This is a genomic window from Tsukamurella sputi, from assembly GCF_007858445.1.
Lineage (GTDB): Bacteria > Actinomycetota > Actinomycetes > Mycobacteriales > Mycobacteriaceae > Tsukamurella > Tsukamurella sputi.
The window spans coordinates 53416-79081 of sequence record NZ_VIGV01000004.1; the positions used below are offsets into that span (position 1 = coordinate 53416).

Below are 25666 nucleotides of genomic sequence, written 5' to 3' on the forward strand. Positions count from 1 at the left end.
GCTGGCCCACGACGGGTGCCGGGTGTTGACTGGAGCGGTGGGATGGGTGGCGGTGGTGCGGCGTGTGGGCGTGGCGGTGCTGACTCTCTTCCTCGCTTCCATCGTCATCTTCGCGGTGCTCCATGCCGTACCCGGTGATCCGGCAGTGGCGCTGGCCGGCGCGGACGCCTCACCGGCGACCCTTGCGGCGTTGCGCCACGAGCTCGGCCTCGATCGACCGCTCATCGCGCAGTACCTGCAGTGGCTCGGCGGTGCGGTGACCGGTGACCTCGGGCGGTCGTACGTCATCGGTGGCCGGATCGACACGCTCGTCGCGGAAGGACTGCGGAACACCGCGGCGCTCGGCGTCACGGCGCTGCTCGTCGCCGTCGCCCTCGCGGCGGTGCTGTCCTTCGCCGCGGTCGCATCGCGAGCGCCGTGGGTGCGTTCGGTGGTCGCGGGCTTCGAGGTGATCGGGATCGCGGTGCCGCCCTTCGTGACCGGAGTCCTCCTGGTGGAGTTGTTCGCGGTCGTGTGGCCCGTGCTCCCGGCGGGTGGCACGCCACCCCGCGGTTACGGCGACGATCTTTCGGTGACGCTCCAGTACCTCGCGCTCCCGGCCGTCTGCCTCGCGATCCCTGTGGCGTCGACCCTCACCCGCTTCTTCTCCGAGGCGCTCCGCACCGAGTGGGCGCGGCCGTACGTCCTGACCGCGCGCGCCGCCGGCGTCCCGGCGGGGCGGATCCTCGTGCGGGGCGCGGCGCGCAACGCCCTGCCCTCCGTCGTCACCGTCTTCGGTATCCAGGCGGGCCAGCTCCTGGGCTCGGCGGTACTGGTCGAGGCGATCTTCGCGTGGCCCGGACTGGGGCAGCTCCTCGGCCAGGGAATCGCGGCCCGCGACTACCCCGTCGTGCAGGCCGTGCTGCTCCTGGCGGTCACCGTCTTCATCGTCATCGCCCTGCTCACCGACGCGGCGTACCGGCTCCTCGACCCGTCGAGGAGGGCCGTGTGAAGACCTCGCGCACCCTTCTCGCGGGTCTCGTCCTCCTCGCGATCCTCGTCGTGCTGGGGCTCGCTGCTCCGCTCCTCGCACCCGAGGACCCGTTGCGTCAGATCCCCGGCGCCAACCTGCTGCCGCCCGGCGGCGGCCACCCGCTCGGCACGGACGACCTGAATCGGGACGTTCTGAGCCGGGTGCTGTTCGGGATCCGGACCAGCCTCCTCGTGATCATCAGCGCGGTGCCGCTCGCAGCGGTGCTCGGCATTGCACTCGGACTGGCGAGCACGACGAACCGGGTGGTCGACACCGCGCTGGCGCGGATCTCCGACGTAGTACTGGCGTTCCCAGCGCTGATCCTGGCCATCCTCCTCACCGCACTGCGCGGACCGGGCACCGTCACCGTCGTCCTCTCGATCGCGGTCGCGGAGACCCCGGTCTTCCTGCGGCTCGCCCGGGCCGAGGTGCTCCGGCTCCGGGGTACCGCGTACGCGGAGGCTGCTCGCGTCGCCGGTGCCTCACCCGGGACCGTGCTCACCAAGCACGTCCTGCCGAACGCGTTGGAGCCGCTCGCGGTGCAGGTGGCGCTCGCCCTCTCCCTCGGCGTCTTCGTCGAATCCGGTTTGAGCTTCGTCGGGGTCGGGGTCCGCCCGCCCACGCCCTCACTGGGATCGGTGCTGGCGGGCGCGGTGAACAACTGGGACGCCAATGCGGCGTACGCCTGGGGACCGCTGCTCGCGATCGTCGCCTTGTCCCTGGCGCTGTTGCTCATCGCCCGAGGCTTCGCGGGGGCCCGGCGATGAGCGCGCCGCTGACCGTCACGGGCCTCACCATCACCGGGCCCGACGGGCGGGTGCTCGTCGACGGTCTGGACCTGACGGTGCCGGAGGGCTCGGTGACCGCGCTCGTCGGTGAATCGGGTTCGGGCAAAACGCTCACCGGACTCGCGATCCTCGGTCTTCTCCCCGCCGGCGTGACGGCCTGCGGCAGTATCGAGCTCGGTGACGAACAGGTGATCGGACGCTCCGAGCGGGAACTCAGGTCGCTGCGGGGGACGCGCGCCGCGCTCGTCTTCCAGGAGCCCCAGTCCGCGCTCAACCCGTCGCAGCGCATCTGGCGCCAGATCCTCCAGGTGCTTCGGGCGCACCGACGGGTGGGGCGGGCCGAGGGAAGGCGCCGCGCCGTCGAACTCCTCAGTGACGTCGGCATTCCCGAGCCCGATGTCCGCGCCGACTGGTACCCGCACCAGCTCTCCGGTGGGCAGAAGCAGCGCGTGGTCATCGCGCTCGCACTCGCCGCCGAGCCGGCACTCCTCATCGCCGACGAGCCGACAACGGCCCTCGACGTCACGGTCCAGGCCCAGATCCTCGCGCTCCTGCGCGACCTGCGGGACCGGAAGGACCTCGCGGTCCTGCTGATCTCGCACAACCTGGGCGTCGTCGCAGACCTCGCCGATACGGTGACCGTCGTGCGGCGGGGCGAGATCGTGGAGGAGGCGCCGGTGGACGAACTCTTCGCCCGGCCACGGGCCGCGTACACCCGGGAGTTGCTCGCCGCCGTCCCGCGCCTCCCCACGGCGGCCGGCGCGGCACCGGAGGCCGGGCCGTCCGAGCCCGTCGTCCGCGTCGAGGGCCTGCGCGTCGAGTTCGACGGGGCCGTTGCCCTCGACGGTGTCGACCTCACGGTGGGGCGTGGCGAGGTGGTGGGCCTCGTCGGCGAATCGGGCTCCGGGAAGACGACACTGGGCCGGACCCTGCTCGGGCTCCAGCGGTCCGATGCAGGAGTGGTCGATGTGCGGGCGAAGCGGCTCGCCCTGATCCATCAGGACCCGTACGCCTCGCTCGATCCGAGGTGGGACGTCGGGCGGATCGTGGTGGAGCCGATGCACATCGCGGGCGAACGCGACAACCGGATCCTGCGGGAACGCGCGGCCGACCTGATCGACGCCGTGCGTCTGCCGGCCGACGTCCTGCGCCGCCGCCCCGCCGAGCTGAGCGGCGGGCAGCGGCAGCGGGTGGCCTTCGCGCGGGCGTTGGCGTCGTCGCCGGAGTTCCTCGTCGCGGACGAGCCCACGAGTGCCCTCGACGTCTCCGTGCAGGCGGGCGTGCTCGACCTGTTCCGGGATCTGCACGCGGAGTTCGGATTCGCCGCCGTCTTCATCACGCACGACCTGGCGGTCGTGGGTGATGTCTCGGACCGCGCCGTGATCCTCCGGCACGGCAGGATCGTCGAGGAAGGGCCGGCGGCGTCGGTCCTGGCCGCGCCCCGATCGGACTACGCACGCGATCTCGTCGCGGCCGTGCCGGTGCCGGATCCGGTGGTGCAGCGGGAACGCCGGGAGGGACGGCGATGACGGACGTGACCAGGCGTGCGGTCCTGCTCGGGGCGCTGGGTATCGGTGCGACGGGGGTGCTGTCGGGCTGCACTTCCGCTGTGGATCAGGCGCGGGAGGCGAGCGCGGCGCCGGGCTCCGGTGGCGGCACACTGGTTCTCGGCTCACTCGCGGACATCGATCCGAAGTCGATCTACAGTCAGTCGGTCACCACGATGGCGATCGGCCTGCTGGTGTGGGACACCCTGATCCGCGTCGATCGCCGCACGCGTACGCCCCAGCCCGCTGTCGCCCGCTCCTGGGACATCGCGCCGGACGGACGGAGTCTCGCTCTGCGGCTGCGCGACGACGTGCGTTTTCACACCGGACGGGCATTCACCTCGAAGGACGTCGCGTATGCGGTGTCGGTGTACGCCTCCGATGCCGCGGGATCGCAGCTCCAGGCGGCGGCGAAGGCGGTGACCGCTGTCGAGACCCCGGATCCGCACACCGCCGTCCTCCGTTTCGCCGCCCCCGTGCCCAATGTCTTCGACCTACTGGAGTTCATGCTGCTGGTCGACTCGGAATCCGCCGAGGAACTGCGTGCCGGTACGCGGTTCGTGGGTACCGGTCCGTTCCGCTTCGACGGTCGCGAGGTCGCCGCGAGCGCCCGGTTCCGCCGTTTCGAGGACTACTGGCGCGGTCCCGCGCAGCTCGACGGAGTCGTCCTTCGCGTGGTCCGCGACCCCGGCGCACTGCTGACCTCGATCCGCGCGGGCCAGTCGGACCTCGTCCTCGACGCCGCGCCCCGCGCACTGCGGCAGTTCCGCGATCGGTCGTTGTACCGCGTCACCACCGGCGATGTGAACGACGCCGCCTACTACGTGGGCGCCAACGTCGGCGCGCCCGTCCTGGCGGACAAGCGCGTGCGGCAGGCGATCTCGTACGCAGTCGACCGGGACCGGATCGCGGCGGAGGTCTTCGCGGGCACGGCCGTGCCGAGTTCTGCTCCCTGGGCGGCGAGCTCGCCCGGTTTCGACGCCGCGGCGGCCACGCACTACCGGAAGGACCCCGGGCGGGCGCGTGCCCTTCTCGCCGAGGCGGGCGGCCCACGCAGGCTCACGCTGAGCTATCCGACGGGTCTCGCTGCGGCGCCGGCGATCGCCGCGATCGTGCAGAACGATCTCGCGGAGGTAGGCATGACCGTCGACCTCGATCCGCGGGAGCAGGCGGCCTTCTCCCCGTTCCTCAAGTCCGGTCGCCACGAATTATGGGTGGGGCCGCACGGTTTCGGACAGTCCGATCCGCTCACCCTCGCCGGAGGCGCCGCTCCCTTCAAGCCGAAGGGCAACCTGTCGGGCTTCTCCACTCCCGACTACACGGCCCTGGTCGCGCGGCTGGCGGACGACGGCCCGGGACGACCGACGCTGCTGCGGCAGTACACCGACTACCTTCTGGACCAGCAGTTCGTCATCGATCTCGTGGTCTCGCCCGCCACGTACGTCTCGCCGGCGCGAGTCAAGGGACTGGACTGGAACCTCTACAAGTACGTCGATCTGTACGGTGTCACCGTCCGCTGATCACAACCAGCGGTAGCGGACCTCGGGGCGGCCGCGGCCGCCGTACTCGGTGACCCGCTCGCACAGCCGGTCGTCGGCGAGCCGCTCGAGATAGCGCCACGCGGTCACGCGCGACATCCCGGTCTGCGCGGCGACATCGGCGGCGCCGAGCGGTCCGTCCGCGTGCCGCAGTGCGCCGGTCACGGCCTCCAGAGTCGACGGGGCCATGCCCTTCGGCGCCGTCGTCTCGGCGGGGGCCTCGCGCAGCGCCGCGAAGGCGGCGTCCACCTCGCGTTGGCCGACGTCACCGCCGCTCAGTGCCTCGCGGAACGAGAGGTACCGGCGCAGCCGGTCCGCGAAAGCGGCGAAGGTGAAGGGCTTGATGAGGTACAGGATCGCGCCGCTCGCCATCGCGCCGCGCACGGTCTCGATGTCGCGGGCGGAGGTGATCACCATGACGTCGGGCCGCGGTCGGACGCCCGCGAGATCGGCGGCGAGGTCGAGTCCGTTGCGATCGGGCAGGCCCACGTCCGCGAGCACCAGGTCGACGGGTGGGCCGGCGACGGCGGACCGTCGGACCTCCTGCAATGCGGCGCCTGCGGTCCCGACGGTGCCGGCGAGCTCGAAACCGTCCAAGCGCCGGACGTATTCGGCGTGCGCGCGGGCGATCTGCGGCTCGTCGTCGACCACCAGCACCCGGATCGTCATCGCTCTCCTCCCGGCAGGCGCACCGTCACCGTCGACGGTGCGCGCTCCGCCTCGATCGTGCCATCCGCCTGGCGGACGACCTGGTCGACCAGGGCCAGACCGAGCCCGCCGCCGTGCAACCGCCCGCTCCGGTCCTTCGTCGAGTAGCCCCGTTCTCTGGCGCGCGCGAACTCGTCGGCGGACATGCCCGGGCCGCTGTCGGTGACACGCAGCTCCCAGGTCCCGCCGGGGCTCGACGCCGAGAGTTCGACCCAGCCACCGGGACCGGCGGCGTCGATCGCGTTGTCCACCAGGTTGCCCAGGAGGGTGAGCAGCTGGACGTCGGGGAGCGGCGCCCGGCCGAGGTCCGTGCCCTCAGCGACGGTGAGCTCGACGTCGAGCGCGGACGCCGCGGCGGTCTTCGCCACGAGCAGCGCGACCGCCGACGGCGCGGGGTCCCCGGCGAGGCGGTCGATCAACTCCTGGGACGCGGAGCGGTCGGCGACGGCCAGATCCGCGGCCGCGCTCTCCTCGCCGAGCTCGATCATGGTGACCACGGCGTGCAGCCGGTTGGCGTGCTCGTGCGCCTGGGCGCTGAGCGCGTCGGCGAGGGAGCGGGCGGTGTCGAGTTCGCCGAGCACCGTCTGCAGTTCGGTGCGGTCGCGCACCGTGAGGACGGTCCCGAGCGGACCGGTGGGGCCGGTGACCGGGCGGCGGTTCACGAGCAGCACGCGGCTGCCGGTCACGTGCAGCTCGTCCTCGACGTCGGCGGCCCCGCGCAGCGACGGCGGGAGGTCGTCCTGCCGGACATCGCCGGCGGGGAGCTCGAGGAGCCGGCGGGCCTCGTCGTTGACCACCCGGGCCGGACCGTCCGGGGCGTCGGCGTCGAAGACGATCAGGCCCTCGGAGAGCGTGTGCAGAACGGCGTCGTGGTGCTCGTACAGGCCGCGCAGGTCGTGCGCCGAGAGCCCGAGGGTCTGCCGCCGCAGCCGCCGCTGCGCGAGCGCGGAGAGGGCCACGAGGAGCAGTAGCGCGGCGGAGACCACCGTGAGGATGCGAGGCAGGGCGTCGCGGACCTGATCGCCGAGACGGGCCCGGGTGACGCCGGCGGAGACCAGCCCGACGAGGGAACCGGCGGCGTCGTACACGGGGGTGACGGTACGGATCGACGGGCCGAGGCTGCCCGCGTAGGTCTCGGTGAAGGTCTCTCCGGCGAGGGCCCGGTCGATGGTCCCGGTGAACTTGCCGCCGATCAGCGCGGGATCCGCATGGCTCAGCCGCGTGCGGTCGGGCCGCATCACCACCACGAAGTCGAGGCCGCCGAGAGCGCCGACCCGCTCCGCGACGGGTTGCATCACCGCCGGCCCGTCGGGGGCGGCGAGCGCCGCCACCGTCGACGGGGAGGCGGCGAGCGCCACCGCGGCGGCCCTCGTCTGCGCCCGGGCGGTGCGGTCACCGTCGTCCCGTGCCTGCGTCACGACCAGCCACGACGCGCCCACGGCGATCGTCAGCAGGATCGCGACCTGGGCCAGGAAGGACTGGGCGGCGACGCTGCGCGTTCTGTTCCTCACGGTGAAGACGTTTACACAATGAACACAAGCTGTGCTGCAGGTCACAGTACTCGCAGTATCGATGCAGGCTTTTCAGCCCCATCGATCGAGGAGGACCCCGTGGCGGCTCAAGGAAAACGCGACCGGACGCACTGGTTGTACATCGCGGTGATCATCGCTGTGGTGGCCGGCGTGATCGTGGGCCTGGTGGCCCCCGAGTTCGGCAAGGGACTCAAGCCCCTCGGCGACCTCTTCGTCAGCCTGATCAAGATGATGATCAGCCCGGTGATCTTCTGCACCATCGTGCTCGGCATCGGGTCGGTGCGGGCCGCGGCGTCGGTCGGGAAGATCGGTGGCCTCGCGCTCGGCTACTTCATCGGCATGTCCACGTTCGCGCTGGGCATCGGCATCGTGGTGGGAAACCTGCTCAAGCCGGGCACGGGGCTCGGGATCCACGCCGACCCGACGGTCGGCGCGAAGTACGCCGACCAGGCGCACGCCGCGGGCGGAACGTGGGGATTCATCCAGGGCATCGTGCCCGAGACGCTGTTCTCCGCGCTCACCGCCGGCAGTGTGCTGCAGGCGCTGTTCGCGGCGCTGCTCGTCGGCTTCGCGCTGCAGGCCATGGGAACGGCGGGCGAGCCGGTGGTGCGGGCCGTCGCCGTGCTGCAGAAGCTGGTCTTCCGGGTGCTGGTGATGGTGCTGTGGCTCGCGCCGGTGGGCGCCTTCGGTGCCATGGCGGCCGTGGTCGGTGCGACGGGCTTCGACGCCGTGATCCAGCTCGGCTGGCTGATGCTGGCCTTCTACATCACCTGCGCGCTGTTCGTCTTCGTCGTGCTCGGAACGCTGCTGCGCCTGGTGACCGGGCTGAACGTCTTCAAGTTGGCCCGGTACCTGGGCCGCGAGTACCTGCTCATCGTCGCGACGTCGTCCAGCGAGTCCGCGCTGCCCCGGCTCATCGCCAAGATGGAGCACGCGGGCGTGGAGAAGACGACGGTGGGCATCGTGGTGCCCACCGGCTACTCCTTCAATCTCGACGGCACCGCGATCTACCTGACCATGGCCTCGCTCTTCATCGCCGACGCGATGGGCTCGCCCCTCAGCTACGCGGAGCAGTTCTCCCTGCTGGTGTTCATGATGATCGCGTCCAAGGGCGCGGCGGGCGTCACCGGCGCCGGTCTCGCGACGCTGGCCGGCGGCCTGCAGAGTCATCGCCCCGAGCTCCTCGGCGGCGTCAGCGTGATCGTCGGCATCGACCGGTTCATGTCCGAGGCCCGCGCGCTGACCAACTTCTCCGGCAACGCGATCGCCACGCTGCTCATCGGCAGGTGGACCTCGACGGTCGACCTGGCGCAGACCCAGCGCGTGCTGGACCGGCAGGTACCGTTCGACGAGGCCACCATGGTCGACGACCACGGCGCCGAGGAGCCGGCCGATGCGAAGGCTGTCCCCGCGAGCTGAGTGCGTCGCCGAACGGAAGCCGTCCCGACCGTCCGCGGTCGAGACGGCCTCCGGCGTTGTACGACCGCGATCAGCGGGCGAACGCAGCGCGAACGGAGTCCTCGGTGAGCCCGTAGTCCTCGAGCGAATACGTGTGGTTGGGGCGGCGGGCGCCGGAGCGGCTGGCGTCGTGCATCGCCGACATCGACTGCCGCGCAGTATCGGTCAGCTCCAGGCCGAAGGCGCTGTAGATCGTCCCGACGGTGCCGAGCGGATCGGCCACCAGATCCCGGTAGTCGACGTCCACGAACTGCGCGCCGCGGCCGGCGGCGGTGTGGCGGGCGCGGGCCTCGTCGAAGGCGGCCAGGCCGCGCGACCACGTGTCCAGCTGATCCGCGCCGATGGTCGCGCCGGTGAAGGCGGTCGACCAGCCCTCGGTGGCGTGCTGCGCGAGTGAGCACACGGAGGCGATGATCGTCTCTGCGGGCCTGTGGCACTGCACGATCAGCGCGTCCGGGTAGACCTCGAGCACGGCGTCGAGCGCGAAGAGGTGGCTCGGGTTCTTGAGCACCCACCGCTTGCCCGGGTCGTTCATGCCGATCAACTGCAGGTTCCGCTTGTGCCGACGGTATGCGGGCGTCCAATCCTGCTCGGCCAGCCAGGCCGCGTACGACGGGACGTGCGCGAGGCACTCGTACGAGACGGAGTGCACGGATTGGCGCAGCAGCTGCCAGCACTCCTCGACCTCGGAGGCCGACATGTAATGCAGCCCCATGAATTCCGGGTGCTCGGTGTGGTGCTGCGCGTACTGCTCGTCGAGGAGCTTGTAGACGGGGTTCTCCGCCCAGGTCTCCCGGGGCGGCCGCGGCTGCGGGACCTCCGCCAGCCACATCTGCAGGCCCTGGTTCCCGGGGTCGGCGTCGAGCAGGCGGTGCAGCGCCGTCGTGCCGGACCGGGGCAGCCCGGTGACGAACATCGGCCGCTCGACTGCGGTCTCGGCATGGTCCGGGTTCGCCGCGAACGCGGCCTCGCTGATGAGCCGGGCCGACAGGGCGCCGCGGAGGAAGACGCGCGAGAGCTTCGATCCGAGCTCGGTGAGCTGCGCCTCGTCGCGGTAGGAGTCGAGCAGCACCTGCAGCGCCTCGCGGTAGCCGTCCGACGGGTCGCCGAAATCGCTGAGCCCGGTGCGGCGCATGGCCGATTCGTGCAGGTCGTCCACCGTGCCGACGGACGTGGTGATCTCAGACATGGAACTCTCCGCAGTTGACGTCGAGCGTCTGGCCGGTGATGCCGGACGCGCGGGGGGAGGCGAGGAACAGGACGGCCGAGGCCACCTCGTCCTCGGTGGGCAGGCGCCGCAGGTCGGAGTTCTTCGCCGCGTCGGCGTAGTCCTCCTCCACCGTGACTCCCTTGGTGCTCGCGCGGTATTCGAAGTAGGCCTTGAGCGTGTCGCCCCAGATCCAGCCGGGCACCACGGAATTGATCCGAATGCCTTCGGGGCCGAGCTCGGTGGCGAGCGACTGCGCCAGCGCGAGCTGGGCCGTCTTCCCCGCCTTGTAACCGCCGTAGCGCAGATCGGAGTGGCGGATCACCATCGAGTTCACATTGACCACCGCGCCTCCGCCGTCGGCAGTTGCGAGGGCCTCGCGGAAGGCGAGCACGGTGCGCAGCGCCCCGAGCGCCATGAGGTCGACGCTCTGCAGGATGTGCGCGGGGTCGGTCTTCACCAGGCGTTGCATCGACGGGTAGGTGAAGGCGTTGTTCACCACGGCGTCGACGCGGCCGAACCGCTCCTGCACCTGTGTCGCCAGCGAGGCGAGCGACGCCTCGTCGGTGATGTCCGCGGGAATCGCGACGGCACCGCTGATCTCGGCGGCCATCGCCTCCAGCCGCTCCGCGTTCCGCGCGACGAGGACGACCTGCGCCGCCTCGTCGGCGAACCGTCGGGCGAGGACGGCTCCCAGGGCCGGGCCGGCGCCCGCGATGACGACGACTCTGCCGTCCAGACCCAGACCGGGCATCAGCCGACCATCCTTTCGCCGATGAGGCGCTGCCGCTCCGCGATCCGTGCGCTCCAGGACGCGGGGGTGATGCGATTGGCCTCGTAGTGGGGGAGACGCTGCGCGACTTCGGCGAGCGGAACCACCTCGGCGGTGGGGCCGTCCGTGGCGGTGAGCGCCGTCTCCGTGCGCTGCCACCGGAACTGCAGGTAACCGCGCCGGTGACCGAGCGTCTCGACCCAGTTGGTGACGCCGGGATCCTTCTGCGCGACCACGATCCGGATCATGCCGTCCGGATCCACTTGTGCCTGACTGCCGTTCAGCGAGGTCTGGTGGTGGATGTAGTCGAGAGAGATGTACCAGAGGCTGCCGAGCTGGAATCCGAGGTACGGGGCGTCGCCGCGGGGCACGGTGATGATCAGGGCCTGGTCGTCGGCGAGGTCGTAGTGCCCGACAGAGGAGAACTGGGTGGCGAGCCCACCCGGCGTGAGTCGCGGCGCCGTCAGCGTGTTCACCGGCAGCGGGTCGTAGAACCACTTGGGGAACTGCAGCCAGGTCTTCACGCGGTTCACCAGCTGCTTTCCGGCGGAGGAGTACCGCTTCGTCAGGAGATCGGCCGTGACCGGTGGGGGCGCGGTACCGGCGGTATCCGTGCGGGCGATCGCGAAGGTGCTGCGCTGCGCGGACCAGTCGTCGAAGACCTCACGGATCACCAACTGCGCCTTGCCCGCGGGGAGTCGGTAGTAGCCGGGGGCCGGCTCGCCGGGGCCGAAGCGCACCTCGAACCGCCCGTCGGCGTCGAAAGCCAGCTCGCGGTCGTCGAAGGCGACGGTGCTGGCCGGCACGTTGTCGTCGGTGTACTCGCCACCACCGAGCACCTGAAAGCTGATGTCGCACGTCGTGCCCCGGCGGCCCGTGACCACGTACTCGTGCGTGCCGTCGACCCGCGCCCCGAAGTACAGCGTGTCCGGGTTGTCGAGGCCCATCTTGGTGAACGGGCCGGTGCCGCTGAGCAGGAACGGGTGGTCCTTGTCGAAGTGGAAGGCGCCGTGCACGCACGCCGCGACGCCCTGGGCCAGGTACTGCAGCCCCTCCAACAGGTCGGCCTCGTTCTCGATGTGCGGCGCCGCGGCGACGAGGCCCTCGGCCTCCGTGATCGCCGCGACGAGCGGATCGCTGTACATCCCACCTCCCAGAGTGGTACAAATGTGGACCAATGTGGTAGAACCTGTTCCAGACGGTAGGCGCAGGAATCGGCGAGTGTCAAGGAGTCTCGATGACGGAACCGGTGGACTCGGTGGAATCGTCAGGTGCGGCGGGGCGGACGTCGCCGCCCACCGAACGGGTGGTGGCGGTGCTCGGCTTCCTCGCGCGGCACGAGCAGGAGCGGTTCGGGCTCTCCGAGCTCGCGCGCCGGGTCGGCCTGAGCAAGCCCACGTGCCTGGGTATCGTCTCGACGCTGGTCGAATCCGGATACCTGCTGCGCAACGACCGGGACAAGACGTACCGGCTCGGACCGGCGCTGATCCCCCTGGGGCGGGCCGCGCGGTCGTCCCTGCGCACCGATCCCGCCGGCGGCGACATCCTCACGGGGCTGTGGGAGGCGTTCGGGCATCCCGTCTCGCTCTCCGGCGTCGTGGGCGACCGGGTCACGGTGCTCGACGTGGCGGTCGACCCGGGCCGGCCCGCGATGGTCAAGGTGGGGGACAGCTACCCGTTCACGCCCCCGATCGGCCTGATGTACGTGCTGTGGGACCGCACCGGCCGGCTCGAGCGCTGGCTCGCGCGCGACCGGGTGCGGGCCGATGGCGACCGGCTGGCGCGGGTGATCGAGGCCTGTCGCAGCGACGGCTACCTCGTGGAACTGCTGACGCCCGCGGGGCAGCAGCTGTACCGACTCATGGCCGGCGTTCCCGGCGACATCCCGGCGGAGTTGCGCGCCCTCCTCGGCGAGGTGGTCGCCGGCATCGGAGATCGCGTTCACCTGCGCGGTGAAGCCGGTGCTACCGAGAGCTCGCAGAACGTCAGCGTGATCTCCGCACCCGTCTTCGACGCCGACGGGGCGCAGGCGATGGTGGCGAGCCTCTACGTCAGTGCCGAGCTCGAGGAGCAGGAGATCAGTGAGCGCGCAGCCGCTCTCGTCGCCGCGGCGGACCGGATCACCGTGCGCATCGGGGGTCGCAGGCCCGGGCGATGACTGTTGACAGGCGACGAGAACGAGTTCTACTCTCCGGATGTCAAACCTGTACCAGTGCGGTACAAATATGAACCGGAGGATCGGATGTCGTCACCGACTGCACCGTCGATCGCGGAGGGAGCCGCGGCTCCCGTCGCGGCGGACGCGGCGGATCACCTGCGGCGCCTGGAGGCGGAGGCCGTGTACGTCTTCCGCGAGGTCGCCGCCACTTTCGAGCGCCCCGTGCTGCTGTTCTCCGGCGGCAAGGACTCCGTGGTCATGCTGCACCTCGCCGCCAAGGCCTTCTGGCCCGCGCCGATCCCGTTCCCCGTGCTGCACATCGACACCGGCCACAACTTCGACGAGGTACTCGCCTTCCGCGACACCATGGCCGACCGGATGGGACTCCGGCTCGTGGTCGGCAGCGTGCAGGACGACATCGACTCCGGCGCCGTCGTCGAACCCACCGGCCCCGGCGCCACGCGCAACCGCCTGCAGACCGCCACGTTGCTGCGCAGCATCGCCGAGCACGGCTTCGACGCCGCCTTCGGCGGGGCCCGCCGCGACGAGGACAAGGCGCGCGCGAAGGAACGGATCTTCAGCTTCCGCGACCGCTTCGGCCAGTGGGATCCCCGCGCGCAGCGGCCCGAGCTGTGGAACATCTTCAACGGCCTGCACCAGAAGGGTGAGCACATCCGGGTCTTCCCGCTCTCCAACTGGACCGAGCTCGACATCTGGCAGTACATCGCGGCCGAGGGCATCGAGCTGCCGTCGCTCTACTACGCCCACGAGCGGGAGGTGGTCGAACGTGAGGGCATGCTCCTGTCCGTCGGCCCGCTGGTGAGGCCACTGCCGGGCGAGACGCCCGAACGGCGGACGGTGCGCTTCCGCACCGTCGGCGATGCGACGTGCACCGGCGCGGTCGAGTCGGACGCCACCACGCCCGAGGCCGTGGTGACCGAGGTCGCCGCCACTCGCATCACCGAGCGCGGGGCCACCCGCGCCGACGACCGGATCTCCGAGGCGGGCATGGAAGACCGCAAGAAGGAGGGGTACTTCTGATGGAGGTCCTGCGCATCGCGACGGCGGGCAGTGTGGACGACGGCAAGTCCACGCTCATCGGGCGCCTGCTGTACGAGTCGAAATCGGTTCTGGAGGACCAGCTCAGCGCGGTCGAGGCGACCACGCGGGCCCGCGGCGAGGAGGGCGTGGACCTCGCGCTGCTCACCGACGGCCTGCGGGCGGAGCGGGAACAGGGCATCACGATCGACGTGGCGCACCGCTACTTCGCCACGGCCGCACGCAAGTTCATCCTCGCCGACACCCCGGGCCACGAGCAGTACACCCGCAACATGGTCACGGGCGCGTCCACCGCGGACGTCGCGCTGATCCTCGTCGACGCCCGGCACGGACTCACCCGGCAGTCCCGCCGGCACACCTTCCTCACGTCGCTCCTCGGCGTCGAGCACGTGGTGCTGTGCGTGAACAAGATGGACCTGGTGGACTGGGACCGCGGCCGGTTCGACGCGATCCGCGCCGAGTTCGCCGAGTTCGCGGCCAAGCTCGAGGTGCACGACGTCGAGGCGATCCCCGTCTCGGCGCTGCTGGGCGACAACGTGACCGAGCGATCGCCCAACACGCCCTGGTACGACGGCCCGTCGCTGCTCTACCACCTGGAGAACGTGCACGTGGTGAGCGATCGGAACCTCATCGACGCGCGCCTGCCCGTGCAGTACGTGATCCGCCCCCGCGACAGCGACTTCCGGGGCGTGGCCGGCACCGTCGCCTCCGGGGCGTTCGCGGTGGGCGACGAGGTGGTGGCGCTCCCGTCGGGCTTCACGACGACGGTGACCGAGCTGTACCGGCCCGGCGGCGCGAAGGCCGACCGGCTCGAGGCGGGGGAGGCGGCGTGCGTCCGCCTCGCCGACCAGCTCGACGTGGGCCGCGGCGACATGCTGTGCCGGCCCGCGAACCGACCCCAGACCGCCACCGACCTCGACGTCACCCTGTGCTGGTTCTCCGACACCGCACGCCTGACCGCGGGCACGGAGTACCGGATGCTGCACGCGCACTCGTCGGAGCCGGTCCGCGTCGAGGCCCTCGACTACCGACTGGACACCAGCACGCTGCACCGCGACCAGGACGCCGTGGAACTGGGCCTCAACGACATCGGCCGCGTGCAGTTGGTCGCTCGCCGCCCGGTGCTCTTCGACCCCTACCGGCGCAACCGCACCACGGGCAGCTTCGTCCTCGTGCACCCGCAGACCAACGAGACCGTGGCCGCCGGGATGATCTCCGGCCCCACCCTCAAGGCGAGCGCCGTGGTCTGGCACGGCGCGGCCGTCACGCGCGCGGAGCGCGCGACGCTCGGCGGCACCGTGTGGCTGACCGGGCTCTCCGCGTCGGGCAAGTCGACGGTGGCGTGCGAGCTGGAGCGCCTGCTCGTCGCCCGGGGGATCCCCGCGTACCGGCTCGACGGCGACAACCTACGGCACGGGCTCAACGCCGACCTCGGCTTCTCCGCCGCGGACCGTGCCGAGAACGTGCGGCGCGTGGGCGCCGTCGCGCAGCTGCTCGCCGACGCCGGCACCGTCGCCATCGCGTCCCTGATCAGCCCCTACCGGGAGGACCGCGACCGGATCCGGGCCCAGCACGTCCAGGCGGGCCTGCCCTTCGTCGAGGTCTTCGTGGACACCCCCGTCGAACTGTGCGAACAGCGCGATCCCAAGGGCATGTACGCCAAGGCGCGGGCAGGCGAGATCCCGGAGTTCACCGGTGTCAGCGCGCCGTACGAGGAGCCCGAGCGACCCGAGCTGGTACTCCGTCCCTCCGACGGGGAACCCGTGGAGCAGGCACTCGTGGTGCTCGATCGCTGGCTGAAACTCCGCTCGTGAATCACCCGTCTAAACTGGGCGGGTGCACGTAGACACGGTGACCCACGCCGCCTCCACGCCCGATGTCGACCAGCCGTACCGCGAGCTCGGACTCAAGGACGACGAGTACCAGCGGATCCGCGAGATCCTCGGCCGGCGCCCCACCGACGCCGAGCTCGCCATGTACTCGGTGATGTGGTCGGAGCACTGCTCGTACAAGAGCTCGAAGGTGCACCTGCGCTACTTCGGCGAGACCACCACCGACGAGATGCGGTCGACCATGCTCGCGGGCATCGGTGAGAACGCGGGCGTCGTCGACATCGGCGACGGCTGGGCCGTGACCTTCAAGGTCGAGTCGCACAACCACCCGTCGTACGTGGAGCCCTACCAGGGCGCGGCCACGGGCGTCGGCGGCATCGTCCGCGACATCATGGCCATGGGCGCGCGGCCGATCGCCGTCATGGACCAGCTGCGCTTCGGCCCGGCCGACGCCCCCGACACCCGGCGCGTGCTCGACGGTGTGGTGCGCGGCGTGGGCGGCTACGGCAACTCCCTGGGCCTGCCGAACGTGGGCGGCGAGACCGTCTTCGACGCCTCGTACGCGGGCAACCCGCTGGTCAATGCCCTGTGCGCCGGCGTGCTGCGCACCGAGGACCTGCACCTGGCCTTCGCCTCCGGCAAGGGCAACAAGATCATCCTGTTCGGCGCCCGCACCGGCCTCGACGGCATCGGCGGCGTCTCCGTGCTGGCCTCCGAGAGCTTCGACGCCGACGAGAAGCCCAAGAAACTGCCGTCGGTGCAGGTGGGCGACCCCTTCATGGAGAAGGTGCTCATCGAGTGCTGTCTGGACCTGTACCGCGAGAAGCTCGTGGTCGGCATCCAGGACCTGGGCGGCGCGGGCCTGTCCTGCGCCACCTCCGAGCTGGCCGCGGCCGGCGACGGCGGCATGTACGTCGACCTCGACCAGGTGGCCTGCCGCGCCGAGGGCATGAGCGCCGCCGAGATCCTCTCCTCCGAGTCGCAGGAGCGCATGTGCGCCGTGGTGACCCCGGAGAACGTCGACGCCTTCATGGCGGTCTGCGCCAAGTGGGACGTGCTCGCCACCGTCATCGGTGAGGTCACCGACGGCGAGCACCTCGTCATCGACTGGCACGGGGAGACCGTGGTCGACGCCCCCGCCCGCACCATCGCCCACGACGGCCCCGTCTACAACCGGCCCGTCGAGCGCCCGGCGTTCATGGACGCGCTCATCGCCGACACCTCCGCGGAGCTCGCCCGGCCGCAGACCGACGAGGAGCTGCGCGCGACCGCGCTGAAGCTGCTCGCCTCGCCCGCGCTGTGCTCGCGCCGGTTCATCACCGAGCAGTACGACCGCTACGTCCGCGGCAACACCGTGCTCGCCGAGCACGCGGACGGCGGCGTCATCCGCATCGACGAGACCACGCAGCGCGGCATCGCCCTGTCGACCGACGCCTCGGGCCGGTACACCTACCTCGACCCGTACACGGGCGGCAAGCTCGCCCTGGCCGAGGCCTACCGCAACGTGGCCGTCACCGGCGCCACCCCGAAGGCCGTCACCGACTGCCTGAACTTCGGCTCGCCGGAGGATCCGGGCGTGATGTGGCAGTTCCAGCAGGCCGTGCACGGCATCGCCGACGGCTGCGTCGAGCTCGGCATCCCCGTCACCGGCGGCAACGTCAGCTTCTACAACCAGACCGGCAGCACCGCGATCCTGCCGACCCCGGTGATCGGGGTCCTCGGCGTGATCGACGACGTGCGGCGCCGCATCCCGACGGGTCTCGGAACCGAGCCCGGCGAGACGCTGTACCTGCTCGGCGAGACGCACGACGAGTTCGACGGCTCCATCTGGGCCCAGGTCGAGCACGACCACCTCGGCGGCGTGCCGCCGCGCGTGGACCTCGCCCGCGAGAAGCTGCTGGCCGACGTGCTCACCGCCGCCTCGCGCGACGGCCTCGTCTCCGCCGCGCACGACCTGTCCGAGGGCGGGCTGTGGCAGGCCGTCGTCGAGGCCGCGCTGGCGGGCGAGACGGGCTGCCGCCTGCTCCTCCCCGAGGGTGCCGACCCCTTCGTCCAGCTGTTCTCGGAGTCGACGGGCCGTGTCCTCGTCGCCGTGCCGCGCACCGAGGAGACCCGGTTCGCGGCGATGTGCAACGCCCGGGAACTCCCGGCGGTGCGCATCGGCGTGGTCGACCAGGGCAGCGACTCCGTCGAGGTGCAGGGGCGGTTCAGTGTGACGCTGGCCGACCTGCGCGCCACGCACGAGGGCACGCTGCCCGCGATCTTCGGCTGATGGCGGCACCGTCGGGCGAGAACACCGCGGCCGCGCCGACCGATCCCGGCCTGCACGCCGGGCTCCGCGCCCGGCACCTGATCATGATGAGCCTCGGCTCCGCGATCGGCGCGGGGCTGTTCGTCGGCGCCGGCAAGGGGATCGCGCTGGCCGGACCGGCGGTCCTCATCGCCTACGCGGTGGCGGGTCTCGTCGTGATCGCCGTCATGCGCATGCTCGGCGAGATGGTGGCCGCGGACCCGAACCCCGGCGCGTTCTCCTACTACGCGGGCCGGGCCCTGGGGCCCGGCGCGGGCTTCGCCGTCGGCTGGCTGTGGTGGGTGCAGCTGTGCCTCGTGGTGGCCGCGGAGGCCGTCGCCGCGGCGGCGATCCTGAACGGGCTGCTGCCCGGCGGGCCGCCGGTGTGGGTGTGGGCGCTGGTCTTCATGGTCGCGTTGACCGGGCTGAACCTGGCCGGGGTCCGCGGCTTCGGCGAGTTCGAGTTCTGGTTCTCGCTGATCAAGGTCGTCTTCGTGGCGCTCTTCCTGATCATCGGCGTGGGTTACCTGCTGGGCTGGACGTCGGCCCCGTCGCCCGGTCTGGGCAATCTCACCGACTTCGCGCCCCACGGGATCAGCGGCGTCGTGGCCGCGCTGCTCGTGGTGGCCTTCGCCTTCGGCGGCATCGAGATCGTGGCGGTGGCCGCGGCTGAGACCCAGGACCCCGAGCGCACCGTCGGGCGGGCGATCCGCGCGACCGTCTGGCGGATCCTCGTGTTCTACGTCGGCAGCGTCGCCGTGATCCTGCTGGCGCTGCCCTGGGACGATCCGGCCGTCGCGAAGGAACCCTTCGTGGCCGTGCTCCGCGCGGCCGGTCTCCCCGCTGTCGGCACGACGCTCGGTGTGGTCATCGTCGTGGCCCTACTGAGCTCGCTCAACGCGAACCTCTACGGCAGCTCCCGGATGCTGTACTCGCTCGCCGAGCGGGGTATGGCGCCGGCGGTCGCCGCGCGCGCCAACGGCTCGGGCGTGCCCGTCCCCGCGGTCCTGGCCAGCTCGGTGATCGGATTCCTCGCGGTGCCCGCGACGTACGTCTGGGGCTCCGAAGTGCTCGACCGCCTGCTGGCGGTCGTCGGTTCGACGCTCATCGTCACCTGGCTCGCGACCATCGCCTCCCAGATCGTGCTGCGACGCCGCGCCGAGCGCGACGGGACGCGGCTACCGCTGACGATGTGGGCCTACCCCTATCTGTCCTGGGCAGTGCTCGTGGTGCTGCTGGGCATCGTGGTCCTCGCGATCGCGAACGACGACGTCCGGGAACAGGTGCTCTCCACCGCCGCGGTGGTCGCGGTGCTGTGGGCCGTCGGCACCGTGCACGCACGCCGTCGCACCCGCGACGGTGCGGTCACCGCGGGTCCAGGCGGCCCCGCGCGCGGCTGAAGGCGTCCGCGGCGTCGGCGTGACGGGCGCCGTGGCCGACGGACAGGGCGACCATCATGCTCTCCGTGACGGCGTCCAGCGCCTCCGGAGCGAGCAGGCGGGCCATCGCGAGCATCGCGATGCCGTGCGTGCTCGCCCACGCCTCGCCCGCGCGGACACCGGTGATCGCGGTATCGCCTCCCGGGTACGCCCGTGCGACCCTGCGCCGCATCGCTCCGAAGGCCCGTGCGCCCTCCTCCGTTTCCGCGGGTGCGGCGTTCTGCACCAGTTCCGCGCGCTGTCCCGCGGCCCACTCGGGCGAGGTGTACTGGAACATCAGGCTGTACAGGTGCGGGTGCGCGGCGGCGAAGCGCAGGTAGAGCAGGCCCTGCAGGTACAGATCGGCCAGCGGATCCGCGGTCTCGCCCACCGACTCCATGAGGTCGGCGAACTCGCCGAAGCCGCGCTCGCGGACCGCCGCCGCCACTGCGCCGACGCTGCCGAAGCGGGTGTAGACGGCCATCGTCGAGACGCCGGCCTCCGCCGCCAGGCGGCGGACCGTGAGCTTGTCGACGCCGTCGGAGTCGACGATGCGGTGGGCGAGCGAGACCAGGGTCTCCCGGACGTCGGTGGAGGGTTGCGGGGTGCTCATAACAGCGTTATGGTCTGCCTATAACGTTGTTATAGGCAAATCGGGAGGTTCCCATGACCGCCACCCTGTCCACCAACCCCTTCCTCACCGGCGAGTACGCGCCCGTCCGGGGGGAACTGACCGAGCACGACCTGACGGTCACCGGCACCCTGCCGGACTGGCTCGACGGCCGCTACCTGCGCAACGGTCCCAACCCGATCGCCGACGTCGATCCCGACACCTACAACTGGTTCACCGGCGACGGCATGGTGCACGGCATCCGCCTCGCCGGCGGCCGCGCCCTCTGGTACCGCAACCGCTGGGTCGACTCCGCGGCCGTCGCCGCGCGACTGGGGCGCCGCGCACCGTCGGAGCAGGGCCGGAGCTTCCTGCACGGGGCGGGCGCGAACACGAACGTGATCGGCTGGCAGGGCCGGACCCTCGCGCTCGTCGAGGCCGGGCTCGCCTGCGCCGACCTCACCGAGGAACTGGACACCGTGGACGTGTGCGACTTCGACGGCACGATCCGCGGCGGGTACACCGCACACCCGATCGAGGACCCCGAGACCGGGGAACTGCACGCGATCTCGTACCACTTCGGGCGCGGGAACACCGTGCAGTACTCGGTGATCGGCACCGACGGTCGCGCCCGCCGGACGGTCGACGTCACGGTCGGCGGCAGCCCGATGATGCACGCCTTCTCGCTCACCCGCAGCTCCGTCGTGATCTACGACCTGCCCGTCACCTTCGACACCCGGGCCGCCGTCGCGCGCGCCGTCCCCGGCCCCCTGCGGCCGCTCGCCGGCCTCGCACTCGGGGCGATCGTGGGCCGCGTGCCGATGCCCGGGCCGATGGCGCACCGCCTGCCCCGCACCGGCTCCGGGCCGCTGCCCTACCGCTGGGACCCCGCCTACCGGCCGCGCGTGGGCATCCTGCCGCGCGAGGGCACGGACGCCGACACCGTGTGGATCGACGTCGATCCCTGCTTCGTCTACCACCCGATGAACGCCCACGACGTGGACGGCAGGGTCGTCGTCGACCTCGTGGTGCACGAGCGCACCTTCGACGACGACCGCCGCGGACCCGTCGAGGACGCGCACCACCTCGAGCGCTGGACGCTCGATCCCGCGACCCGCACCTGCAAGCGGGAGCCGCTGTGGGACGCGTCCGTGGAGTTCCCGCGCATCGACGACCGGTTCCTCACCGGCGCGCACTCCGACGGCTGGGTGGTCGGCAGCGAGAACTCGAACCTCTTCGGCGGCCTGCTCGGCCGGGTGCCCGCGAGCGGTGCGGAGCCGGTGGTCCGCCGCTTCGGCGCGGACGTCTCGCTGGGCGAGTTCACCTTCGTCCCGCGCTCGGCCACCGCGGACCAGGCCGACGGTGCCCTCCTCGGCCTGGTCACCGACCGGCGCGAGGACACCACCCGACTCGCGGTTCTCGACGCGCGGACCCTCGAGGACATCGCCTCCGTGGCGCTGCCGCAGCGGGTGCCCGCCGGTTTCCACGGGAACTGGCTGCCGACCGCCTGATCCGGGGGCGCTACGCGGTCAGGCGCGGCGCGCCTCCTTGGAGCGGTAGAGACCGGTGTCGGCGGCGGCGATAACCTCCTCGACGGTGCTCACCCCCGCCGGCGCGACCGTGGTGCCGATACTGGCGCCGACGGCGATCGGCGGCCCGTGCGTCACCTCGATCGGTGTGCGCAGGGTGCGGTGGATCAGCTGCGCCGCGTCACCGGGCGTGAAGGGCGGGGCCACGAGGATCGCGAACTCGTCGCCGCCCACCCGGTAGAGCCGCCCGGTTCCGCCGAGCGCCAGCCGCATCCGCTCCGCCACCGCCGCGAGGAGCGCGTCGCCGCCCGAGTGCCCCAGCAGGTCGTTGATCCGTTTGAAGTCGTCCAGGTCGATCAGGCAGAAGCCCGACGGGGCGGTGAGTGCGTGCAGGTCGGCCGCGAGTGAGCGCCGGTTGGGCAGCCCGGTGAGCGGGTCGTGGTGCGCCAGATGGTCGAGCTGTGTCTGCTGGGCGCGCAGCTCCGTCACGTCGTGGCCGACGCCGACGATCATCGCCGGCCGGTTGCCGTCGACCGGGGTGCGACTGGTGGCCCATCGGACCACGCCCTTGCGGTCGCCGATCACCACGCCGTGCGCCTCGAGGAAGACGGTGGCCTTCTCGTCGTCGACCCGGGCCAGCGTCTCCAGGGCGCGGACCACCTCGGACGGATCGTCGGCCAGCAACGGCAGGATGTCGTCACCCGTCGCGCCCAACCGTGTGCGGTTGACCTCCATGAGGTTCGCCATGACCGGGCTGGCGGAGAGCACGCGGCCGCTCTCGTCCGCGACGAAGACTGCGAGGCGCGCGTGCTCGAACATCATCCGCAGCCGCGCCTCGGCCTGGCGTTCGCCCTCCTCCGCGGAGCGCCGGGCGAGCTGCGCCGCGCGGTGCACGGCCGCCTGGCCGTCGATGATCCGCCCGGTGAGCGCCTCCGCGTAGCCGGCGGCGTATTCGGCGAGGATCAGCGCGGTCCGGCGCCGCATCTCGGCCGACGGTGCGCGCATGAGCGCGTCGGGCAGTGCGGCGATCGCCCGGCCTCCGGCGGCGGCGCCCTCCGGAACGGTGATCTGGAGCGCGACCAGGAGGCGGCCCGCGTCGCGCCCGACCGTGGGATCGAAGTCCTCGGCGGTGAGCGCGGCGATGATCAACTGGAACGCGTCGAGCAGGTCCGCCCGGACCATCGCGGCGGGGAGCGGGAGGTAGACGTCGTCCGCGATCGACATCAGGAACTCGTCCACGAGCAGCGCGACCACCGACTCGCCGCGCGCGAGGAAGCCCAGAGGAGAGGGGGATTCGGACATTATCCCTCCTCGTCTGCGGGTCTTCCGGGTCACTCTACGTGGGGCCGATCGGTCGGTTAGATTCGACTGTGCAATGACGAAACCCGAACCGCCCGCCGCGCCCGAACCCGATTCGCTGGACATGGACCGGCCCAACGGCTCTCGCCTGTACGACTACTTCCTCGGCGGCACCAGTTACCTGCCCGTCGACCGGGCGGAGGGCGAGGCGATCGCCCGGGAGGCCCCGCACTGGGCACTGGGGGCGCGCCTGACGCGGACCTTCGCGCGTCGGGCGGTGCAGGTGATGGCGGCCTCGGGCATCGATCAGTTCGTGGACCTCGGCTCGGGGATCACGGCGGGCGGTACGGTGCATCAGCTGGCGCGGTTCGTCCGACCCGACGCGCGCGCGGTGTTCATCCACCGCGAGCCGATCGCCTACGAGCTGGGGCGCCAGCTGGTCGGCGACGATCCGCACGCGGCCGTCCTCAAACTCGACATCCGCGACGCCGATGCCGTCCTCGATCATCCCGTGACGCGTGGGCTCATCGACTTCGACCGGCCCGTCGGGCTGCTCGCGGTGGGCGGCCTCGTCTTCATCCGGGACGAGGACGACCCGGGCGGGCTCCTGGCGCGGTACCGAGCGGCGCTCGCGCCGGGCAGCATGCTGGCGCTCTCGCACGTCGCGGACGACTCCGCGCACCCCGAGATCGCCGCCGAACTGCGCTGGGTCCGCCGCCGCTACGAACACACCGCGTCGCCGCTGCACGTGCGGTCCTGCGCGGAGATCCTGTCCTGGCTGGACGGGACCGAGATCCTCGACCCCGGACTCGTGCGGTACGGGCGGTGGCGCCCCGAGTACCCGCTCACCGCAGCGCAGTTGCGCTGCGACTACGGCTACGTCGGGGTGGGCCGGGTGCTGTAGACCCGGCCCGCGTCACCGCGCGGCGATCGGGATCGTCGTCACGATCCGGTCCGACGGTGTGGCGGCCCCGCCCGGTGCCTCGATCGAGATCCCGAACGTGGTGGCACCGTCGATCGACGTGACCGCCGCAGTCGTCGTGGGCCGCACGTCGGCCTGCGTCATCGTGCCGCGCGAGCGCGCGCCGCCCCCGGGATCCATCAGCCACATCTGGTAGACGGTGCCGTCCTGCGGCGGCGGGACGTCGTTCATCAGCACCACGCCGGCGTTGCGCTCGCGGGAGTAGATGAACGAGATCGTCGCATCGCCGACCCGCGCCTGCGCGGTGCGCGCGTCCGGTGCCGCGAGCACGATCTCGGTCTCCGACGGCGCGGGGCCGGGACGCTCGGAGAGCACCGTGCGACCGAGCACGACGCCCGCCGCCACCGCGACCGCGACGGCCGCCGCGGTGGCGACCAGGCGGACGTTCCGGCGCGACCGCTCGCGCCGGCGGCGCAGCGGGGTCACCCCCGGGTCGTCGACGACCCGGGCCAAGACGCGATCGAAGACCTCGGCCGGCGGTTCGACGCCGTCCTGCGCGGCCTGCGCGGCCATGGTCTCGCGGGCCGCGCCGACCCGGGCGTCGAAGTCCTCGCGCACCTCCGGCGACGCCGCGGCGCGGGCGGCCTCGATCTCCGCTTGCTCGTCGCCGTCGACGGCGTGCAGCGCGTACACCTCGGCGTCGTCGAGCAGCTCCTCGTCGGTCCGGCCGCTCATGACGGCATCCCGAGCGGCTCGAGGCAGCGCCGCAGGCGGGCGATGCCGTCACGGATGCGGCTCTTCACCGTGGCCAACGGAGCCTGCACCTGCTCGGAGACCTCGCGGTAGGTGTGCCCGCCGTAGTAGGCCAGCGTGAGCGCGTCCCGCTGCGGCTCGCTCAACGTGTCGAGGCAGTCGACCACGGCACCCGAGTCCTCCCGGCGCTCCGTCGCCTCCGCGACCGAGTCATGAGGGCGCTGGAAATCGTTCTGGGCGAACGTGTTCTCACGATCACCGCGTGAGCGCTCCGCGCGCACTCGGTCCACGGAGCGGCGGTGCGCCATGGTCACGAGCCAGGCCTCGGCGGAGCCGCGCGCGGCGTCGAACTCGGCGGACTTCCGCCAGGCCTCGAGGTACACCTCCTGGGTGACCTCCTCGCCGTAGCCGCGGTCGCCGATCACCCGCAGGGCCGTGCCGAAGACCAGCCGCCCCGTGCGTTCGTAAAGGTCGCGGAAGGCCCCCACGTCGCCGGCGGCGGTGCGCTCGAGCAGTTCGTCGGCCTCGGTTCGCGCACGGGTCATCGACGTGCCTCCTTCGTCCTTCCGTACCGTACCGGGTCCGGGCGTTCCGGACACAGTTCGGTGCGGCGACGGCGCCGGCGGCCGGCTCAGGACAGCGTGCACAGCGGGGCGATCCGGTCGAGCCCGCCCGTGGTCGGGGAGCTGAGGATCGTGCAGTCGTTGTATCCGAGCCGCCGCGCAGTGGCCCGGATCTCCGCCCACCGCGCCGGCGAGGCCGACGGGGTGCGGGACAGGACGAAGGCGCTGCGCCGCGCCGGATCGCCGACGAACGCCCACGAGTAGTCCGGGGCGAGGGCCGCGATCACGTAGTTCGGTGGGCCGTCCAGGGACTCCTGGGTCGGCACCCCCGGGAAGCTCACGTGCAACTGTGCCGCGGTCCGCGGGTCCGTGACCCGCGCGTTGCCGTCGATGGAGGAGGTCGACCCCGTCCAGGTGGTGCACGAGTTGTGCACCGCGACATTGCTCGCGTCGATGATCCGGTAGGTCGCCGTCGTATCGCGTGCGCACTGCACGCTGAAGGGAGCGGGCATCGTGGCGAGCTGGTGCCACGTGCCCGCGTACCGGGCGACGTCGACCTTCCCGACCGGGCCGAGCGGAGCGGCGGCAGCGGGGGCCGCCGTGGCCCCGGCGAGGGCGAGGGCGGCGGCGGTGGCGAGCGCGGTGCGATTCATCGGGAAGCTCCTCGAGAG

General features: G+C 71.8%; 22 protein-coding genes. 12 read left to right on the forward strand and 10 right to left on the reverse strand.

The annotated features are described in order from the left end of the window. The first annotated feature begins 37 nt into the window (after positions 1–37). The 4 genes from FK268_RS13065 to FK268_RS13080 are packed head-to-tail and all read left to right on the forward strand — an operon-like array spanning position 38 to position 4867. Entirely contained in the window at positions 38–991 is a 954-nt protein-coding gene (locus FK268_RS13065) for an ABC transporter permease (RefSeq protein ID WP_146434713.1), read from the forward strand. Next, positions 988–1779, forward strand: a complete 792-nt coding sequence (locus FK268_RS13070; RefSeq protein WP_146434715.1) for an ABC transporter permease — start codon at positions 988–990, stop codon at positions 1777–1779. The genes FK268_RS13065 and FK268_RS13070 overlap by 4 nt, the downstream gene beginning before the upstream one ends. Further along, complete coding sequence (locus FK268_RS13075) at positions 1776–3329, forward strand: ATP-binding cassette domain-containing protein (RefSeq protein WP_146434716.1); 1554 nt, start codon at positions 1776–1778, stop codon at positions 3327–3329. Before FK268_RS13070 ends, FK268_RS13075 begins: the two co-directional genes overlap by 4 nt. Further along, entirely contained in the window at positions 3326–4867 is a 1542-nt protein-coding gene (locus FK268_RS13080; RefSeq protein ID WP_146434718.1) for an ABC transporter substrate-binding protein, read from the forward strand. Before FK268_RS13075 ends, FK268_RS13080 begins: the two co-directional genes overlap by 4 nt. Here FK268_RS13080 and FK268_RS13085 read toward each other — a convergent pair whose 3' ends face one another. Together FK268_RS13085 and FK268_RS13090 are read right to left on the reverse strand one after the other, a co-directional pair. After that, entirely contained in the window at positions 4868–5554 is a 687-nt protein-coding gene (locus tag FK268_RS13085; RefSeq protein ID WP_146434720.1) for a response regulator, read from the reverse strand. Beyond that, positions 5551–7104 (reverse strand): sensor histidine kinase, encoded by a 1554-nt coding sequence (locus FK268_RS13090; RefSeq protein ID WP_146434722.1) that lies wholly within the window; start codon positions 7102–7104, stop codon positions 5551–5553. The genes FK268_RS13085 and FK268_RS13090 overlap by 4 nt, the downstream gene beginning before the upstream one ends. A gap of 18 nt (positions 7105–7122) precedes the next feature. On the opposite strand from FK268_RS13090, the gene FK268_RS13095 reads away from it, so the two are divergent. Then, on the forward strand, positions 7123–8544 hold the full coding sequence (locus tag FK268_RS13095) for a cation:dicarboxylate symporter family transporter (RefSeq protein WP_146434724.1): 1422 nt from the start codon (positions 7123–7125) through the stop codon (positions 8542–8544). Between the two features lie 70 nt (positions 8545–8614). On the opposite strand, the gene FK268_RS13100 is transcribed toward FK268_RS13095, so the two are convergent. From FK268_RS13100 to FK268_RS13110, 3 genes are read right to left on the reverse strand one after another with little or no spacing between them, the layout of a single operon-like run. After that, a complete protein-coding gene (locus FK268_RS13100) occupies positions 8615–9772 on the reverse strand; it encodes a sulfotransferase family protein (RefSeq protein ID WP_146434726.1) in 1158 nt (385 codons plus the stop codon). Then, a complete protein-coding gene (locus FK268_RS13105) occupies positions 9765–10544 on the reverse strand; it encodes an SDR family oxidoreductase (RefSeq protein WP_146434728.1) in 780 nt (259 codons plus the stop codon). The genes FK268_RS13100 and FK268_RS13105 overlap by 8 nt, the downstream gene beginning before the upstream one ends. Further along, the gene (locus FK268_RS13110; protein WP_146434730.1) at positions 10544–11707 is read right to left on the reverse strand and encodes a hypothetical protein; all 1164 of its coding nucleotides are present in this window, start codon (positions 11705–11707) and stop codon (positions 10544–10546) included. The genes FK268_RS13105 and FK268_RS13110 overlap by 1 nt, the downstream gene beginning before the upstream one ends. A 92-nt stretch (positions 11708–11799) precedes the next feature. Here FK268_RS13110 and FK268_RS13115 point away from each other — a divergent pair, with 92 nt between their 5' ends. From FK268_RS13115 to FK268_RS13135, 5 genes are all read left to right on the forward strand, one after another. Beyond that, on the forward strand, positions 11800–12720 hold the full coding sequence (locus FK268_RS13115; RefSeq protein WP_146434732.1) for a helix-turn-helix domain-containing protein: 921 nt from the start codon (positions 11800–11802) through the stop codon (positions 12718–12720). Positions 12721–12804: 84 nt separating this feature from the next. Next, positions 12805–13761, forward strand: coding sequence for a sulfate adenylyltransferase subunit CysD (gene cysD, locus FK268_RS13120; protein ID WP_146434734.1), 957 nt, complete (start codon positions 12805–12807; stop codon positions 13759–13761). Then, the gene (cysC, locus tag FK268_RS13125; protein WP_146434736.1) at positions 13761–15593 is read left to right on the forward strand and encodes an adenylyl-sulfate kinase; all 1833 of its coding nucleotides are present in this window, start codon (positions 13761–13763) and stop codon (positions 15591–15593) included. The genes cysD and cysC overlap by 1 nt, the downstream gene beginning before the upstream one ends. A gap of 22 nt (positions 15594–15615) precedes the next feature. Continuing rightward, positions 15616–17883: a phosphoribosylformylglycinamidine synthase subunit PurL gene (gene purL, locus FK268_RS13130; protein ID WP_146434738.1), complete on the forward strand. Its 2268-nt coding sequence runs from the start codon at positions 15616–15618 to the stop codon at positions 17881–17883. Continuing rightward, positions 17883–19301: an amino acid permease gene (locus tag FK268_RS13135; RefSeq protein ID WP_146434739.1), complete on the forward strand. Its 1419-nt coding sequence runs from the start codon at positions 17883–17885 to the stop codon at positions 19299–19301. Before purL ends, FK268_RS13135 begins: the two co-directional genes overlap by 1 nt. On the opposite strand, the gene FK268_RS13140 is transcribed toward FK268_RS13135, so the two are convergent. Beyond that, complete coding sequence (locus FK268_RS13140) at positions 19267–19932, reverse strand: TetR/AcrR family transcriptional regulator (RefSeq protein WP_146434741.1); 666 nt, start codon at positions 19930–19932, stop codon at positions 19267–19269. The two genes, FK268_RS13135 and FK268_RS13140, sit on opposite strands and share 35 nt — an antisense overlap. 53 nt (positions 19933–19985) lie before the next feature. Between FK268_RS13140 and FK268_RS13145 the strand changes: the two genes are divergently transcribed. After that, on the forward strand, positions 19986–21440 hold the full coding sequence (locus FK268_RS13145) for a carotenoid oxygenase family protein (RefSeq protein WP_146434744.1): 1455 nt from the start codon (positions 19986–19988) through the stop codon (positions 21438–21440). 18 nt (positions 21441–21458) lie between these two features. Here FK268_RS13145 and FK268_RS13150 read toward each other — a convergent pair whose 3' ends face one another. Beyond that, positions 21459–22760: a sensor domain-containing diguanylate cyclase gene (locus FK268_RS13150; RefSeq protein WP_158636106.1), complete on the reverse strand. Its 1302-nt coding sequence runs from the start codon at positions 22758–22760 to the stop codon at positions 21459–21461. A gap of 73 nt (positions 22761–22833) precedes the next feature. On the opposite strand from FK268_RS13150, the gene FK268_RS13155 reads away from it, so the two are divergent. Beyond that, entirely contained in the window at positions 22834–23661 is an 828-nt protein-coding gene (locus FK268_RS13155) for an SAM-dependent methyltransferase (protein WP_146434748.1), read from the forward strand. Positions 23662–23673: 12 nt separating this feature from the next. Here the strand turns inward: FK268_RS13155 and FK268_RS13160 are convergent, their stop codons facing one another. The 3 genes from FK268_RS13160 to FK268_RS13170 all read right to left on the reverse strand — a co-directional run bounded on the left by FK268_RS13160 (position 23674) and on the right by FK268_RS13170 (position 25648). Beyond that, complete coding sequence (locus FK268_RS13160) at positions 23674–24414, reverse strand: anti-sigma factor (protein ID WP_146434750.1); 741 nt, start codon at positions 24412–24414, stop codon at positions 23674–23676. Beyond that, positions 24411–24977, reverse strand: coding sequence for an ECF RNA polymerase sigma factor SigK (gene sigK / locus FK268_RS13165; RefSeq protein ID WP_146434752.1), 567 nt, complete (start codon positions 24975–24977; stop codon positions 24411–24413). The genes FK268_RS13160 and sigK overlap by 4 nt, the downstream gene beginning before the upstream one ends. A gap of 86 nt (positions 24978–25063) precedes the next feature. Next, entirely contained in the window at positions 25064–25648 is a 585-nt protein-coding gene (locus FK268_RS13170; protein ID WP_146434754.1) for a lipocalin family protein, read from the reverse strand. Positions 25649–25666: the final 18 nt, after the last annotated feature.

What these genes read in the sequence shown, in the direction of transcription:
- FK268_RS13075 (WP_146434716.1), top strand. Translation starts at nt 1,776, where the DNA reads ATGAGCGCGCCGCTGACCGTCACGGGCCTCACCATCACCGGGCCCGAC.
- FK268_RS13080 (WP_146434718.1), top strand. Translation starts at nt 3,326, where the DNA reads ATGACGGACGTGACCAGGCGTGCGGTCCTGCTCGGGGCGCTGGGTATC.
- FK268_RS13085 (WP_146434720.1), bottom strand. Translation starts at nt 5,554, where the DNA reads ATGACGATCCGGGTGCTGGTGGTCGACGACGAGCCGCAGATCGCCCGC.
- FK268_RS13095 (WP_146434724.1), top strand. Translation starts at nt 7,123, where the DNA reads ATGAACACAAGCTGTGCTGCAGGTCACAGTACTCGCAGTATCGATGCA.
- FK268_RS13100 (WP_146434726.1), bottom strand. Translation starts at nt 9,772, where the DNA reads ATGTCTGAGATCACCACGTCCGTCGGCACGGTGGACGACCTGCACGAA.
- FK268_RS13105 (WP_146434728.1), bottom strand. Translation starts at nt 10,544, where the DNA reads ATGCCCGGTCTGGGTCTGGACGGCAGAGTCGTCGTCATCGCGGGCGCC.
- FK268_RS13110 (WP_146434730.1), bottom strand. Translation starts at nt 11,707, where the DNA reads ATGTACAGCGATCCGCTCGTCGCGGCGATCACGGAGGCCGAGGGCCTC.
- FK268_RS13115 (WP_146434732.1), top strand. Translation starts at nt 11,800, where the DNA reads ATGACGGAACCGGTGGACTCGGTGGAATCGTCAGGTGCGGCGGGGCGG.
- cysD (WP_146434734.1), top strand. Translation starts at nt 12,805, where the DNA reads ATGTCGTCACCGACTGCACCGTCGATCGCGGAGGGAGCCGCGGCTCCC.
- cysC (WP_146434736.1), top strand. Translation starts at nt 13,761, where the DNA reads ATGGAGGTCCTGCGCATCGCGACGGCGGGCAGTGTGGACGACGGCAAG.
- FK268_RS13135 (WP_146434739.1), top strand. Translation starts at nt 17,883, where the DNA reads ATGGCGGCACCGTCGGGCGAGAACACCGCGGCCGCGCCGACCGATCCC.
- FK268_RS13140 (WP_146434741.1), bottom strand. Translation starts at nt 19,932, where the DNA reads ATGAGCACCCCGCAACCCTCCACCGACGTCCGGGAGACCCTGGTCTCG.
- FK268_RS13145 (WP_146434744.1), top strand. Translation starts at nt 19,986, where the DNA reads ATGACCGCCACCCTGTCCACCAACCCCTTCCTCACCGGCGAGTACGCG.
- FK268_RS13150 (WP_158636106.1), bottom strand. Translation starts at nt 22,760, where the DNA reads ATGTCCGAATCCCCCTCTCCTCTGGGCTTCCTCGCGCGCGGCGAGTCG.
- FK268_RS13155 (WP_146434748.1), top strand. Translation starts at nt 22,834, where the DNA reads ATGACGAAACCCGAACCGCCCGCCGCGCCCGAACCCGATTCGCTGGAC.
- FK268_RS13160 (WP_146434750.1), bottom strand. Translation starts at nt 24,414, where the DNA reads ATGAGCGGCCGGACCGACGAGGAGCTGCTCGACGACGCCGAGGTGTAC.
- sigK (WP_146434752.1), bottom strand. Translation starts at nt 24,977, where the DNA reads ATGACCCGTGCGCGAACCGAGGCCGACGAACTGCTCGAGCGCACCGCC.
- FK268_RS13170 (WP_146434754.1), bottom strand. Translation starts at nt 25,648, where the DNA reads ATGAATCGCACCGCGCTCGCCACCGCCGCCGCCCTCGCCCTCGCCGGG.